Source organism: Cylindrospermopsis raciborskii Cr2010 (genome assembly GCF_003367075.2).
Taxonomy (GTDB): Bacteria; Cyanobacteriota; Cyanobacteriia; order Cyanobacteriales; family Nostocaceae; genus Raphidiopsis; species Raphidiopsis raciborskii.
This window is the reverse complement of the sequence record NZ_CP065936.1, coordinates 1070593-1086684: the sequence shown is the minus strand read 5'-3', so window position 1 is coordinate 1086684 and position 16092 is coordinate 1070593. Positions and strand designations below refer to the sequence as shown.

11 protein-coding genes and 1 pseudogene are annotated in these 16092 nt (G+C 41.4%); 7 read left to right on the top strand and 5 right to left on the bottom strand.

Translation table 11 applies throughout. The annotated features are described in order from the left end of the window. Positions 1-51 precede the first annotated feature (51 nt). The 3 genes from C6N34_RS04950 to thrB all read right to left on the bottom strand — a co-directional run bounded on the left by C6N34_RS04950 (position 52) and on the right by thrB (position 3548). Positions 52-1053 (bottom strand): aspartate carbamoyltransferase catalytic subunit, encoded by a 1002-nt coding sequence (locus C6N34_RS04950; RefSeq protein ID WP_057177311.1) that lies wholly within the window; start codon positions 1051-1053, stop codon positions 52-54. A gap of 22 nt (positions 1054-1075) precedes the next feature. Then, positions 1076-2425: a magnesium transporter gene (gene mgtE / locus C6N34_RS04945; protein ID WP_057177310.1), complete on the bottom strand. Its 1350-nt coding sequence runs from the start codon at positions 2423-2425 to the stop codon at positions 1076-1078. Positions 2426-2600: 175 nt separating this feature from the next. Next, the gene (gene thrB, locus C6N34_RS04940) at positions 2601-3548 is read right to left on the bottom strand and encodes a homoserine kinase (protein ID WP_115538332.1); all 948 of its coding nucleotides are present in this window, start codon (positions 3546-3548) and stop codon (positions 2601-2603) included. Here thrB and C6N34_RS04935 point away from each other — a divergent pair. From C6N34_RS04935 to C6N34_RS04925, 3 genes and pseudogenes are all read left to right on the top strand, one after another. Next, positions 3531-3746: a hypothetical protein gene (locus tag C6N34_RS04935; protein ID WP_141303545.1), complete on the top strand. Its 216-nt coding sequence runs from the start codon at positions 3531-3533 to the stop codon at positions 3744-3746. The genes thrB and C6N34_RS04935 overlap by 18 nt on opposite strands. 83 nt (positions 3747-3829) lie before the next feature. Further along, positions 3830-4075: pseudogene (locus tag C6N34_RS04930) on the top strand (efflux RND transporter permease subunit); the annotation flags it as partial. A 139-nt stretch (positions 4076-4214) separates the two neighbouring features. After that, positions 4215-5855, top strand: a complete 1641-nt coding sequence (locus C6N34_RS04925) for an NAD(P)H-quinone oxidoreductase subunit 4 (protein WP_115538331.1) — start codon at positions 4215-4217, stop codon at positions 5853-5855. 22 nt (positions 5856-5877) lie between these two features. Here the strand turns inward: C6N34_RS04925 and thrS are convergent, their stop codons facing one another. Further along, positions 5878-7710 carry a threonine--tRNA ligase gene (gene thrS / locus C6N34_RS04920; RefSeq protein ID WP_057177306.1) on the bottom strand — a complete coding sequence of 611 codons (1833 nt, stop codon included), beginning with the start codon at positions 7708-7710 and terminating at the stop codon, positions 5878-5880. Positions 7711-8055: 345 nt separating this feature from the next. Here thrS and C6N34_RS04915 point away from each other — a divergent pair, with 345 nt between their 5' ends. Further along, positions 8056-8367, top strand: a complete 312-nt coding sequence (locus C6N34_RS04915) for a DUF2605 domain-containing protein (RefSeq protein WP_057177305.1) — start codon at positions 8056-8058, stop codon at positions 8365-8367. A gap of 292 nt (positions 8368-8659) precedes the next feature. Next, a complete protein-coding gene (locus tag C6N34_RS04910) occupies positions 8660-8971 on the top strand; it encodes a DUF2973 domain-containing protein (RefSeq protein ID WP_057177324.1) in 312 nt (103 codons plus the stop codon). A gap of 111 nt (positions 8972-9082) precedes the next feature. On the opposite strand, the gene C6N34_RS04905 is transcribed toward C6N34_RS04910, so the two are convergent. Beyond that, positions 9083-13228 (bottom strand): glycerophosphodiester phosphodiesterase family protein, encoded by a 4146-nt coding sequence (locus C6N34_RS04905; protein ID WP_236107506.1) that lies wholly within the window; start codon positions 13226-13228, stop codon positions 9083-9085. A gap of 244 nt (positions 13229-13472) precedes the next feature. On the opposite strand from C6N34_RS04905, the gene C6N34_RS04900 reads away from it, so the two are divergent. After that, a complete protein-coding gene (locus C6N34_RS04900) occupies positions 13473-15491 on the top strand; it encodes a DICT sensory domain-containing protein (protein ID WP_115538329.1) in 2019 nt (672 codons plus the stop codon). 159 nt (positions 15492-15650) lie between these two features. Beyond that, on the top strand, positions 15651-16067 hold the full coding sequence (locus C6N34_RS04895; RefSeq protein WP_006275750.1) for a photosystem I reaction center subunit II PsaD: 417 nt from the start codon (positions 15651-15653) through the stop codon (positions 16065-16067). Positions 16068-16092 lie beyond the last annotated feature (25 nt).

Sequence of the window (16092 nt, the reverse complement as noted above, 5' to 3'; positions counted from 1 at the left end):
GGATTTGGCCTTTTCTATCTTACCATTTTTGTATTTGGGGTACTACTATTTCTACCCTTTCGCACCACCGATAAAATACAATAGTGCCATGCGCACAGCTACACCACTGGTCACCTGATCTTGAATTAGGCTGAATTTTGGATCGTCCATTAAATCTGAACTGATTTCCACACCCCTATTCACTGGACCTGGATGTAGTACTTTTACTTGAGATTTACAAGCTTTTAATCTTTGCCTGGTAATGCCAAATAGTTGATGATACTCTCTTAAACTGGGCAACAGGTTACCAGTCATCCTCTCTTTTTGCAACCTCAAAGTCATGACAAAGTCAGCATCCTCTAAAGCTGGATCTAATTGCCAATGGATGAATAAATTCTGGGAATTTTCCCGTGATCCTACATATTCACTAAAGTATTTGGGTAATAAGGTGGGTGGTGCTGCTAGATGTACTTGGGCACCACTGGTGGTCAAACTCCAAATATTAGACCGGGCAACCCGTGAGTGTAAAATGTCACCTACAATAGCAATCTTTTTACCTGCTAAAGATGCAATTTTGGGTTGTTCTGGATCAATTAAACTACAAATGGTGAATAAATCTAATAGTCCTTGGGAGGGATGTTCATGTTGTCCATCACCAGCATTTAATACACTAACTTTTACACCTAAACGATCCATTTCCCGGGCGATCGCCTGTGGTACTCCTGCTTCTTTATGGCGAATTACCATAATATCTGTACCCATGGCTAAATAGGTTTTAGCCGTATCTAAAATTGTTTCTCCCTTGGTCATAGAGGAACTAGAACTAGAGAAATTTAGAGTATCTGCACTTAGCCTTTTAGCAGCTATTTCAAAACTACTTCTGGTGCGGGTGGAAGGTTCAAAAAAGAGATTGGCTACCACTTGTCCTTGTAAAGTTGGGACTTTTTTAGTTCGCCGTGATAACACTTCTTTAAATGAAGCTGCTGTTTGTAAAACAGCATTATATTCATTTACAGTAAAATCAGCTAGAGAAAGAATATGATGACGATTCCAATTACTTGCGGGCGTTGACATGTTAAACTGAAAATGATACTGCCTAATAGCTTAAATTAAATACTTTCAAAGCAAGGGAAATCATGCTCAAGAAGGTTAAAAAACCAATAGTATCCAACATAGTTGTCACCAGTGGACCACTCATTAAAGCTGGATCTAATTTTAGCCTTTGTAATCCCATAGGTAATAAAGTCCCCAAACTCACAGCAACCATGGTGTTGGTGGCCATTACCACACCAGCAATTAAAGCTACCCACTTTTCATCGGGTTTTGCCCAAATCAAAGAAAGTAGAATCATGGTTGAACCTAAGGCTAAAGCGGTTCCCAAACCCGCTATTAGTTCCTTCCGCAAAATTTTCCCAGCATCCTTTGTGGTCACCTCCCCTACACCTAAACCCCGAATGGTCACAGTTAAAGCCTGAATACCCACAGTCCCCCCAGTATTAGAAAATATGGGCATAATCACCGCTAAAACCGGAACCGCTGCAATTACCCGCTGAAAGGGAGCGATCGCACTAGCTGCACCAATATACAATGCCATGATACCTAATAACCAGGGTAAGCGTTTGCGAATGGTCAAATGGGGTGGGGATAAAGCCTCTTCATCGCCACTTACCGCTGCCAATTTTTGAATATCCTCCGTGGCCTCCTCTTGTAAAATATCAACCACATCATCAATAGTAATAATTCCTACTAATCTATCCTCCCGATCTACCACAGGTATGGCTATTAAATCATAACGCTGCATGATCCGCGCCACTTCTTCTTGGGAAGTTTCAGTAGTTACTTTTACTACCTGAGAACTAGCAATATCCCTGATGAAAACTTCTGGAAAGGTAAATAACAATTGACGCAAGGAAACCACGCTCACTAACTTACGGTTGTCATCAGTCACATAAGCATAGTAAATAGTTTCCTTATCCTCATCTTGAAGACGAATTTTACTTAATGCTTCCCCCACTGTTAACCCTTGACGCAAACGCACATACTCTGTGGTCATTACCCTACCTGCAGTACCTTCGGGATATCCCAGAATTGTCGCAGTTGCTTGTCTTTGTTCTGGACTAAGTTGTTGTAATAGTCTTTTAACCACCCCTGCAGGTAATTCATCAAATAAATACGCCCTCTCATCAGGACTCATTTCTTCTACCAGATGTACCACCTGAACATCATGTAAGGAATTAATCAATTCCTCCTGCACATCCGTAGGTAAGTACTCAAAAACATCAATGGCCTGATTTTTATTCAACAACCTAAAAGCGATCGCCCTTTGTTGTTCTGGCAATTCTGAAATATACTCTCCTACGTCTACAGGTTGCAGACTATTCAAATCATATTTGAGTTTATTTAGGTCAGCAACATCCAAAGCGTTGCGAACATCTTGTGTTAGCACGATTCACCTCCTTATGTCCCCCCCTACAGCGGGAGACAATCTCGCCAACTTAGGAGAGGATACTACTGCTATCTGGTGGACTTTTGTCCATAAAATTTCAACAATTTAATAGCGATATTTCATCAAAGAAATGCTAACTTATCATCCTAACTCATAATGGTATTGATAGGTAAGATCATCTTTTTTGTCTTTGTGTGGGGGAGAGCGGGGAGAAGTCAAAGCTTATGCCATTAATATCAATAGGAAGGGGTAACACTGTGCATGTTATCCCCACTTTTGCCCAAGCATGGGTCATGGCTTGAACTACTTTAGGGGAGTGCGCGCTGTCTGTTAGAGCTAATAAGGTTGGACCTGCTCCACTAATTACCATACCATAAGCACCAGCTTCTATCACAGCACTTTCCACATCATCATAACCGGGAATTAGAGATTGACGGTAGGGTTGATGCAATTTGTCTTTTAAGGCAGCTTGTAACCATTCTTTCTGATTGCTAGCTAGGGCCTGCAACAACAAACCAAAATGGGAAGTATTAAAAATTGCATCGTCACGACTAATTTCTATCGGCAAAACTTTGCGGGCTTGGGATGTTGATAATTCAAAATCGGGGATGGCTACTACTGGTATAATCTCAGGATGCCAATGCACTGGACAAATTTCCCAACCTCTGCTGCTAGTAGCTGCTAGCTGACATCCCCCCAAAAAGGCAGGAACAACGTTATCCGGGTGACCCTCCATTTCAATGGCTAATTTGATTACTTCCTCTGGGGATAGGGGTGAATCAGCTAGAATGTTACCCCCCACTAGTCCCCCCACTATGGCCGTGGCCGAACTACCTAAACCCCTGGCTAGGGGAATACCTAAATTAATCTCAATTTCCACGCCTGGGGGTGTTTTATTTATACGCTCATACAGCTTAACAAATGCTTGATAAATTAAATTACTGCTATCAGTTTGAACCTTTTCTGCTTCCTTACCGTGAACCTTAATACACAACTTGGAATCACCTAAGGTAAACTTAAATTCATTGTACAATTGCAGTGCCGCACCAATACAGTCAAAACCAGGGCCTAGGTTGGCAGTGGTAGCTGGGACTTTAACAATAACATGAGAAATTATGGACATGGAGACACAACGGAAAACTTTGAACTATTACCCAACGAGTCGGGACTACTATTCTCCCATTATGGTGGTATGGTAGCATATTTTTTTCGACTTCAAGAGTCACTTTTGAACCAGATCTCGGGACATGGATTTACCAAACAGCGAAAGTTGTTAAGAGCATATAAATCCACCATCAAAGTTCAACATGGACATCTCTAATATAAAAATACTTCCCCGTTGTAATTGATTTTCGAATTTTAAAATTGCTTGATGTTTATGAGCGATCGCTATTAATTCGATAAAAAGGATCAATGCCAATTCCCGTATCTTTAACTTTAATGATTGCTTTATTTTCTTTTTTAGGGATGTTTCCCCTTGCGATCGCATCGGGTGCGGGTAGTGAAATTTTACAACCTTTAACCATTGTAGTTTTAGGTGGTTTATTTACCTCTACCGCTTTAACTCTACTCGTAATTCCGGCTCTTTATGCTAAATTTGGTAAGTGGTTAAGACCAAAAATGGAACAACAATTAGGTTTAACAGATTAAAACTTTCTTATAAGATTAGTAGATAGTAATATTTTTCTATGGATAGGTATCGCAAAAAATTATTGGAAATAGTTAAAACATTGTTACAAAATTTTGTACAATGTCATCATCAAACAAATGAGTATTTTTCCCTATTGACATGATGGTGGATAATTTTCCTTGGTTGACGACGATTATCGTCTTCCCCCTACTAGCAGCTTGCTTGATACCCCTAATACCAGATAAGGACGGTAAAACGGTTCGCTGGTATGCGTTAGGTGTAGCTATTACTGATTTTGCATTAATTTGTTATGCCTTCTGGACACACTACAATTCACTTAATACAGGTTTTCAACTAGTAGAGAGTTATAATTGGATGCCCATACTGGGACTCAAATGGGCAGTAGCAGTAGATGGTATTTCTGCACCTTTGGTACTGTTGGCGGGGTTTGTGACCACCCTTTCTATGTTTTCTGCTTGGCAAGTAGACCGTAGACCACGCCTATTTTACTCCTTGATGTTGGTGTTATATGCAGCACAAATAGGAGTATTTGTTGCTAAGGACTTGTTGTTATTCTTCATCATGTGGGAAGTGGAACTAATTCCCGTATATCTATTAGTTTCTATTTGGGGTGGTCAAAGAAGACGTTACGCTGCTACAAAGTTTATCATATACACCGCAGCTGCTTCCATATTTATCCTCATAGCTGCTCTGGCCATGGGTTTATACGGTGGAGATAATCTCAGTTTTGATGTTAGCGACCTAGCTACCAAAAACTACCCTCTTACCCTACAATTACTGCTGTATGCAGGACTGTTTATTGCTTTTGGAGTCAAGTTAGCAATTTTCCCCCTACATACCTGGTTACCAGATGCACATGGTGAAGCATCTTCTCCTGTGTCAATGATTTTGGCAGGAGTGCTGCTCAAAATGGGTGGTTATGGATTAATTCGCCTTAACATGGAATTATTACCGGATGCTCACATTTATTTTGCACCAGTAATAGCAGTCCTGGGCGTGGTGAATATTATCTATGGTGCATTAAACTCCTTTGCCCAAACGAATATGAAACGACGTTTGGCTTTCTCATCCATTTCTCACATGGGTTTTGTCCTCCTCGGTTTGGCTTCCTTTACCGATTTGGGTATGAATGGAGCAATGCTACAAATGCTATCCCATGGATTAATTGCCTCCGTTCTCTTCTTTTTAGCTGGTGTTACTTATGATCGTACTCATACCATGGTAATGAAGGATATGGGCGGTGTTGGTCAAGCTATGCCCGTAGTATTTGCATTGTTTACCATGGGTGCGATGGCTTCTCTAGCTTTACCGGGAATGAGTGGTTTTGTGGGAGAGCTTTCCGTATTTGTGGGTGTAACCACTAGTGATGTTTATACATCCACTTTCTGTACAGTGACAGTTTTCCTCGCAGCTGTGGGTGTTATTCTTACACCGATTTATCTGCTTTCCATGTTACGTCAGGTATTTTATGGTAAAGATGCAGCTTTGACATGCGATATCACTAGTGCGGGAGTGGAGAATCAGGAAGACGAAGGAACCGCCTGTTTTGGTACTGATTGTCTTTTACCTAATCAGTCAATTTACAGTGATGCCAAACCTAGGGAAGTGTTTATAGCAGGTTGTTTCCTGGTATTAATTATTGGCATTGGTTTATATCCCAAGGTATTTATGCAAATGTATGATGCTAAAACCGTGGCTGTCAATGCCCATATTCGTCAATCTTATACTGTTATCTCCCAAAGTTCTCCCAGTATTTACGCCTTGGCAAATCTCAGGTAGTAGAACCTTTACAACCCCCGTCCTAAAAGTTGCTATAGTTGATTATGGAATCCTGCATTTTCTCCACAACTTTTTCGACGGGTATTACCCCCAGTTCACCAGATGCACGGGTGCGAATACTCAAAGAATTACTTTCCACCTCTTTAGCACCTACTACCGCCATCACGGGTATTTTATCTTTCTCCCCATTGCGGATTAATTTGGCCAGGCGATCGCCACTTAGGTCTGCTTGGGCTCTAATTCCCAGCTCTGTCATTTTCCCAGCTACTTCTTTGGTGAACTCAATTTGTTGTTCACCAACTGGTAGGAGTCGAATTTGTATTGGTGCTAACCAGAGAGGAAAATCCCCTGCATATTCCTCAATTAAAATGCCAATCAGTCTTTCTAGGGAACCAAAGGGAGCTCGGTGAATCATAACTGGGCGTTTTCGTGACCCATCCTCTGCTACATATTCTAGGTCAAACCTTTCCGGTAGATTGTAGTCCACCTGTACTGTTCCCAATTGCCATTCTCTTTCTAAAACATCGCTGAAGATAAAGTCCAGTTTTGGACCATAAAAAGCTGCTTCCCCTATACCCTCAAAGTGATCCATTCCCAACTGCTGCACCGCACGACGAATTGCTCCCTCTGCTTTATCCCAAACTTCGTCCCCACCAATGTATTTATCACTGGTCGGATCTCTAAAACTCAATCTCGCTTTAAAATTTTTCAGTTGTAACATTCTAAATACGGTCAAGATTAAATCCACAACGTTTAAAAACTCTTCATCTAATTGCTCTGGTGTGACAAATAAATGGGAATCGTCCACGGTAAAACCTCGCACTCGGGTTAAACCTCCTAACTCACCGGACTGCTCATAACGGTAAACTGTGCCAAATTCTGCCAATCGCATGGGTAATTCTCGGTAAGAACGCAGTTCACTTTTATATATTTGAATATGAAATGGGCAGTTCATGGGCTTGAGGACAAAACCCTGATCTAGGGCTTTTGATTCTTCATTTTCCGCCATCATGGGAAACATATCTTCTTTGTATTTTTGCCAGTGTCCCGATGTTTTAAATAAATCTACCCTGGCAATATGGGGGGTAACCACTGGTAAATAACCCCTTTTTAACTGTTCTTTTTTCAGGAAATCTTCTAAGATGCTTCTCAATAAGGTACCTTTGGGGGTCCATAAGGGTAACCCTGGACCTACAGGGTCAGAGAAAATAAATAAACCCAATTCTTTACCAATTTTACGATGGTCACGTCTTAAAGCTTCTTCTTTGCGACGTTTATATTCTCCTAGCTGTTCGGGGGTTTGCCATGCGGTGGCATAAATACGCTGCAATTGGGCTTTAGTTTCATCACCACGCCAGTAAGCACCTGCAACGCTTTCTAGTTCAATAGCTTTGGGATTGATATCCTTAGTGTTTTCCAGATGGGGACCTGCACATAAATCCCACCATTCATCTCCTAAGTGATAAATAGTGATTGGCTCTTGTTTAATATCCGCCAAAATCTCTAATTTATATGGCTCCTGAATTTTTTCAATCCGTTTTTTGGCTTCCTCTCGACTGACTTCTTCCCGTATCACAGGTAATTTACGGTTAATAATCTTCACCATTTCCTTTTGAATGGCTTTTAAATCTTTATCGCTAAAGGGTTCTGGGTTATCAAAGTCATAGTAAAAACCATTCTCAATCCAGGGACCTATGGTCACTTGCGCCCTAGGAAACAGCTTTTGTACTGCCATGGCCATGATATGGGAAGCAGTATGGCGAATTTTTTTTAAGATCTCTGATTCGCTAGTCTTGGGTAAATAAATTTTTTCCGCTGGTTTTTCTAAATTTTGAGCTTCTTGATTTGACGACATCGGCTGTTGGTAGCTTTTAAATTAATGTTGACAGAACTAGTTTTGATAAGAAATATCTTAATAGATACTTTACAGCTAAGTAGGGAGGCACAATTACTTGTAGGATGGGTTAAGCCTAACCCATGCGGGCGTTGGGTTTCATGCTTCAACCCAACCTACGTTCGTCTTATATTTAATTCCACCCACCCACTTATTGGGCGTAACTGTTGATTCTCCTAATTTACCAAAATATCCGCTGGGGGGAAGCTCTCTTGTTCTATTTTTTCTTTGAGAAAATTTACAAATTGTAAAGTTTTATGAATAGAGTTAATATAAGAATGACCTTTAGAAATATACTTTTCATATATGCCAGAATCTAACCTTTCGGCCTCCCAACTGCTACAATCACTCCTAGAACCACTTTTAGAGGATTTTGAATATTGGTTTGCCCGCTCCCAGCAATTGTTGGAAAATGAGAAAATCTCATTTATGACTGAAGAGGAACAGTCCGATTTACTTGACCGAGTTAAACAAGCACAACTGGAGGTAAATACATCCAAAATGCTATTTAATGCTACTGGTAAACAGGTGGGACTAGATATGGCAACTTTAGCCCCTTGGCATCAACTTTTAGGTGAGTGCTGGAGGGTAGGGATGCGCTATCGTCAAATAAAATAACACCAAAATTTCAGGTTTAGAATCTTAACATTGTTTTCATAAAAAAATAATGTGTCCCATGCTACGTTAGTGCTAATGCCTTTGAAAATATCAGCACATAGACTATTTTACTTTTCTTACTTTTGCCAATTACAGGTGAGAAAAGTTTAAGGAATTATAGCCGTAGCTACCCGGGCGAAGGTAAGCCAGAATGCCTATCCAGCAATCAGTTTCAGCTATAGTCTATGGCGTTCTGGCTCAATACATACAATATAAAACTTTAAAATTTGTTATCTTAGTGGAGGATAAGTTGATGTTACACCTACTGTACATTGTAGCTTTTACGGCTTTAGCATTTATTGCTGTCAGTAATTTAATTAGAAACCTGATTATGTTCAGTTTTGACCGTTCTTATCCTCCCAAAATGGGGGGTAATCAAAGTGGTTTTGGTTATTATGGAACCAAGTCCATACCCCATCCGGAGTTATTGGATGATTCGGGTAATTTAATTAAGGAACCACTTTTAGTAATGCGTTCTATTAATATAGAGGATGCACGTCAGCATTTGGATGCGCTGTATGAGTCTTCCCCTGGCAAAAAAATTGAGAGTTCGGAAGATGCTTAGTTAGCTTAGTTATAGGTTATAGTTAGATGTTTTTCAAAGATTAGAAACTATTTAAAACCAAGTAAAGGCTTACCCTAGAGTAAGCCCTTATTCAGTTAAACTAACCAAAACCTAGGCAAAAGCAAAGTTACTGGCAGTGAGTGTGCTAGTATTTATTCCGGTTAAGGTGGCTACTTTATTCCCATTGATGATAATGTCGCTATTGGTTAGGGTCAGATTATTAAAACCAAAGTTGCTTCCTTGACCACTAATACCTAAAACGTCAGTACTTATCTGGAAGTCCACAATGGTATTGGCAACGTTTTTGTTGTCAACACTAGGGATATCACCGGTAGTGATCCAGAATTGGTCTGCACCAGCACCACCGGAAATTAAATTCCCTCCACCCTCGGTAACAAAGAATTTATCCTCTCCATCGCCACCTAAAGCGCGACCATTAGTACCCAGATAAAATACATCATTACCAGCACCACCGGAAATGCGATAGTCTTTGGCATCCGTGGCGAAGATTTCATCATTCCCACTACCACCAAAAATGCGATCGCCATTATTTACGTCTATAATATCTTTTCCGCTACCTGAGTGTACTGTATTATTGCCTGCGTAGGGGTTGGTGACACCCAGGGTATCCACTTTATCGTCTCCAGCACCAGTGAAAATTATATCATTAATGCCATCGGTTCCTTGTGTAACAGACACATTATCAACACCGGGAGTGCCAAAAACCAATTGAGAGCTTTCAGCGATGGTCGCAGCTAGACCTAGACGAGCATCCAGGGCGAGAGGCTTGTCCAACTCTAGCACAACGATTTCATTATTGTCAATGAGGGGGGGACGACCAATGGAGAAAGGATAATTGTTATCATTAGCCACAATAATGGTTTTATTATCCCATACCACCACATCTTCAATGGTTTGAAATGGCATGTTATAGGTTTTATTACCATCACTATTGAGATCATTGGGGTCTTGGATATCCAGTAAGTTTGCTACTTCTTCCTTGGGAACAAAACCTTGAGCATTGACCTGACTAAAATCCACCTTGAATATCTTTTTAAACGCTGCGCCAGTGCCCTGATTATTGTCCCTTTCAATTACCAAGAACTCTTTGTCATTTATAGGTGTGAAATCGCCAATAGCATTGCTAGGACTGGCTAGTTGATAACGTCCTACTAAACCGGTGTAAGTTTCTGTTGCTACATCAAATTTGTAGATTCTGACGGAACCAGCAGGATCTCCTACCACCGTACCTTCCAACATGGGATAGACCGTTTGACGGTCTGGACTAAAAGCCATACCTTCAAATCCCTGGGAGCGGTTGAGATTAGCAGTAACTAAATCACCATAGTAAGGTTGATTGGGATTGAAGTAAACTGGGGAGTCGGCAAAATAGGGTGAGTTCAAGTTATTGTTGGGGTTGGCGTAACCTGTTCCCGCTAGATAGTTGTTAACTATTACGGATGTTCCTGTTTTGGGGAAATCAGTAAAGAAACCATCTACGCCTAAATCCACAAATTTACGTACTTCTGCTCCCGGATCTCCCTTATAGTCGGCAGAAAGGAAAAACCCATCATTTCTTAGGGTGTAAAGATGAACTAGTAGTCCCGCTTGGTGGGCATCCTGAATGAGAGTTGTTGGTGCGCCCAGGGTGCGGTCTGCATCACTGATTTGACCATCTCCATTTAAATCATCCGGTTGACCATCTTTATTATTGTCTACGGTGGTCATAGGAACTATGCGCTGTTTGTTTGGTCCTATGCCTTTTGCATACTGAGCAATTTCTTTTAACCCAGTAGGTGTAGAAAGGTCATTATAGGTACGACTGTCTCCATTGACCACAAAATCGTAGGGTCTACCGGATCCACCAAATAATTGCACTAATGGGATATCAACACTCGCACCAGGCATAATTGTGTTTTTCAATTCCTTGAGGTTACTAACTTCAAAGGATTGAATGAAGACACGACTAGCATCAGTAAAGTTCAGGGTTTTGAGGGTATTTACCAATAATTGACTGGTGTTAAAACCTTGCTGCTGGAAGAATGTAGGATGTTTGGTTTCTGGGTAAATACCAATCTTGCGTCCAGTTTCCAATTCTACCTGTTTCACCAGGTCAATTACCTCTTTGAGAGTGGGAACCTTCAACCCATCTTGATCAAAGGCGGTACTACGGAGAGAAGGAAGACGCTCAATAGCATTTAGTTCTTTGATTTCTGCTAGGGTAAAGTCTTCTGCGAACCACCCACCCACGTTGCGACCATCTAAGTTTTTGACTTTGAGGCGATCTTGGAATTTATCACGTAGATGAACGTCTGTGCTGGTATCTGTGAGATTGATTTCTGGTTTACCACCCACAAGTTTAATTGTACCATCAGTGTTGAGGTTCACAACCGCCAACATCGGTTCATGACGGGCAATTAAAACATTATCTTTGGTGACAACCAAGTCTGGTTCAATGAAATCTGCACCCTGGGCGATCGCCAATTTATAACTAGCTAGGGTATGTTCTGGACGCTCTCCGCTACTACCTCGGTGACCAATGACAATAGGTTTTTGACCATTGAGAGTATCAAAGTTAGGTTTGGACAGAACAGTGGGATTTTGGGGGGATCTTACTTGGTTGGTGGTAATTTGGTCTCTCACCAAATCTCCTGTTCCTGGGAAGTCGGTAAAGTAACCATCTACACCCAAACTGATAAATTGACGATATTCCAATTCCGGATTGTTATTGTAGTCCGATGCCAAAAAGCGACTTTCATTGCGGAAGGTGTAAGGATGAACTAACAGTCCCACTTTGTGAGCATCGCTAACCACACTGGTAGGTGGCAAGGTTACCTTGTCACTGTCATTGATGACCCCATCATTGTTGAGATCGTCTGGTTTGCCATCATTGTTCTTATCTACGGTTTTAACAGAAATAATCTGGCGCTTCCACGGTCCAATGCCATCCGCGTATTTGGCAATTTCCGCTAAACCTGCTGGAGTCAGGAGATCACCATAGGTACGAGTGTCTCCCTTGACAGTAAAATCGTAGGGACGAGCGTAAGCATCTTTGTATATAAGTGTGCCATCATCAGCTACATCATATGCATCAATTAGCTGCACTAGGGGAATATTAACACCTCTTGCTGGCATGATGTTATTATTCAAATCCTGAAGATTACTAACTTCAAATGATTGAATGAAAATGCGTGCCGGATCAGTAAAGCTCTTGCTTTTAAGGGTGTCAATTAGTTTTTCTTCTAAAGATAAACCCAGATTGTCGTGGTAGGTGGGATGTTTAGTTTCTGGGTAAATACCAATTTTCTTGCCCGTTTGTGCTTCTACTTCCTTGACTAAATCAATAATGTCGCCCAGGGTAGGGATTTCCAGTAACCCATTAAACACCTGGTCACGGTAACCCTGAGGCATAACTGCTCTAAGAGTTTTAATTTCCGCTAAGGTAAAGTCAGAAGCAAAGAAGCCTTCTTCTTCTACTCCATCCACCACAACCTTTTTCTTGCGACTGGCAAATTCAGGACGATTGGCTACATCAGTAGTATTAATCAAATTGGGTTCGTGACGAGCAATTAAGACCCCATCTTTGGTAGAGACTAAATCTGGTTCAATGAAGTCAGCACCTCTTAAAATTGCCAGTCTATATGCTTCAATGGTATGTTCTGGTAATTCACCACTAGCACCTCTATGACCAATAACAATGGGTTTTTGACCGTTGAGAGTGTTTAGTTTGACCAGATTGGGGGTACTAATGGGCGCATCCAATAAAACTCCATTGCTGTCAAAGTGTAGCAGGTAAGTACCAAACTCATCACCTATCCAAATATCCCCTTTAGCATCAATAACAAAGGATTCTACGTCAAAATCCGCTCCTGTGAGTTGTCGTTCAGGAGTGTTTTGATTCACAATGGAAAAGGGAATCAGGCGGTTAGGATCTGAAAGTTGAATGAAGTTCTCTACCCCAACCTTAGCATTACCATTTTCAACCCCAGTAAAATTAGGGTCTAGTTGGTAGATGCGCAGGAGGAAGTCCGCACTGTTGTTTTTAGCACCAAAACCATTGTCCGCTAAAAACCAAAATCGGGACCCACTGGTGTTAGGAGCAAATTGCACCCCGCTAAAGCCTTGTACAGGTTGACCAGAAAAAGGCGTAGTACGTCCATTGGTGGGATTGGTGACAGCAGCACCGGATTTTGGACCAGCAGCAAACGTATCAGCAGGAAGAACAGCAAAACCTTTGAGTGTTACCATATTGGGAATTTGGGTAAAGAAAAATTAAGTTAGTATTCCCAATACAACTTATTGGTAGAAAGTTAAGATACCATTGTCTCGAGAGTAAGTCTATTTTAAATATTGATTAAGTTATTGATTAATTAGGATTGAGGAGGGGAATTTTTTGAGTTTTGTCAAGATTTAACAGTTACCAAACTTACTTGATCAGTTTTTGGATTAGGATCTGGGGAAGTGCTTTCTCATGGTCTAAATTGGACGTTTAAGAATATTCATGAGCATCTCGACTTCCGTGCTGAGTGATTTGCTACAGTCACTATCTCACCTACGTCCCCAGTTATATTTTAAGGCTTCACTAACCGCACTTTCCCATGCGATGGAAGACCAGATTTTGGGGACTACCTTGGGTGAACCACTAATTATTGCCAGTTTCCAGCGGGAACGGTTTTATCGTCAGGAAGCTCATCGCTATGAGCGTCTTGCTGAGCGTAGTAGTCAAGTATATGTATTGTCTGCACTAGAAACTGGGTTTACTAGTAGTTCAGGATCTTATGAAAAGGTTGCTTTTGCACCAGAGGATGCTCTAAGTAAAGAGTGGCATTTGGTTGTGATTGCAGATAATTATGCTACCTGTTTAGTGTGTCGAGAAAGTGTTAAATCGGTTGTTAAAAGTCACCAAGTACCAGAGACGAGTTCTGTCCTGGATATGGATACCTCAAGAAGATTTGAGGGTATTTGGACAGCTGATAGGACTGTTAGTATTAAAGCGGCGGATTTATTATTAAGCAGAATTGTGGCCTATCGTCCTGATTTGAAGGACAAGGTGGTTGATGTACGTAAACGGTTTAATATTAAAGAATTCACAAAGTCCAGTCAGAGAAAGAAGATAGGGGGAAGGGAAATTGATACGGATCCTTTTGTCCGACGATTAGTAACTTATTTACAGGCCAGTCAGTATAAGTTACATAAGGCCTACCGCTCTCTTACTGTTCAAGCTAGGAAGGAAAGACTGGTTAATTCTATTAGTATGGCTATTAGGCGCTCCCTGGATCCAAAACAAATTTTGCAAGTTGCTGCGCAGGAATTGGGAGATCATTTAGCAGCGGGTCGTTGTTTGATTTATCGTGCTCAGTCTGGTGATGTGAGGGCAAATATTGAACATGAATTTTTGGATCAGGGTTTATCATCGGTTTTAGGACAAACCTGGGATTTACAACGTCACTCTCTATTTCAAGAAATTGTGGATAAACAGGAAGGAGTATGTGTGGGTGATGCGACAACGGATCCACGAGTTAAAGATTCTCCTTACTTGTCCTCCATAGCAGACAAATTTAATATTCGTTCTTGGTTGATGGAACCTGTATTATTTCAGGGGAGATTGCTGGGTATTGTGGAACTACACTATTGTTATTTTCCTACCTACGATTGGCAACCAGGAGAGCTGGATTTAGTCAAGGCGATCGCAACTCAAGTGGGTTCAGCTTTAATTCAAGCCGAATCATTTACTAACTTAGAAGAGCTAAATAAACAACTAGAGGCTTTAGACCGAACTCGCAGCAATCTAATTGCTATTACTGGGCATGAGTTGCGAACTCCCCTTTCTACGATTCAAGTGTGTTTAGAAAGTTTGGCCACCGAGCCAGATATGCCCGCCGACTTACGGCAAGTGATGTTAAATACAGCTCTTGCAGACTCAGAGAGAATGCGTAAACTAGTGCAAGACTTCCTGACCCTTTCTAATTTGGAAAGTGGGAATGTGGAATGGCATACGGAGTCTTTAATTCTCAAGGAGTGTGTGGATTTAGCATTAAGTCGCATGCGTATAAGATCTAACAAAGAAAAATCACCCCAGGTGAGTAGTGAGATTCCCATAAATTTACCCCTGGTGAAAGCGGATGGAGACTGGTTAGTGGAAGTATTAGCCAAATTGATAGATAATGCCTATAAATTCACTTCCCCCTCGGGAAAGATTACAATTAAAGCCAAACAGAATCGTAGTGACCAAGTGTTGGTTACTGTAGGTGATACAGGTCGAGGCATTGATCCGGATGCGTTGGAAATAGTATTTGACCGGTTTTATCAAGAGGAGGGAGCTTTAAGGCGAACTACTGGAGGAACGGGATTGGGTTTAGCGATTTGTCGTCAAATAGTTAATGCTTGGGGGGGAAGAATTTGGGCTGAGTCGGAGGGTAAAGATAAGGGAAGCCAATTTCACTTTACTATTCCCATTGTGCGGGGGAAGATAGAAAAAAAGCAGTCCAAGGTTAATACTGGGATATCATCACCCAGGTAGTTCTTTTTGCCCAGCTACTGGATGACGGCAATCACAAAGATTTGCAAATTTTCCTCCCCTCAGATTTGAGAAAGTGTTACAGTGTGTGAAATAATCGTAATATAGGATAAGTTAGGGTGCTAGTATGCCCTAAAAACGTTGAGAGAAAACCCTAATCCTATGGCAACTCTAACTGGACAAACCCCCCTATTTGGCGGTAGTACTGGCGGACTACTTAAAAAAGCAGAAGTAGAGGAAAAGTACGCTATTACCTGGACAAGTCCCAAAGAGCAAGTTTTTGAAATGCCCACCGGTGGTGCAGCAACTATGCGCACAGGCGAGAACTTGCTTTATATTGCCCGCAAAGAGTATGGCATTGCTTTGGGTGCCCAACTCCGCAAGTTCAAAATAACCGACTACAAGGTTTACCGGATTCTTCCCAGTGGGGAAACTACTCTGATTCACCCCGCAGATGGTGTGTTCCCAGAAAAGGTAAATAAGGGTCGGGAAATGGTACGCCATGTACCCCGCAGAATTGGTGAGAACCCCAGTGCTGCAGCACTTAAGTTTAGTGGTAAAGCTACCCACGACGCCTAGGATCTGTTGGCGCTAGTTGATAATG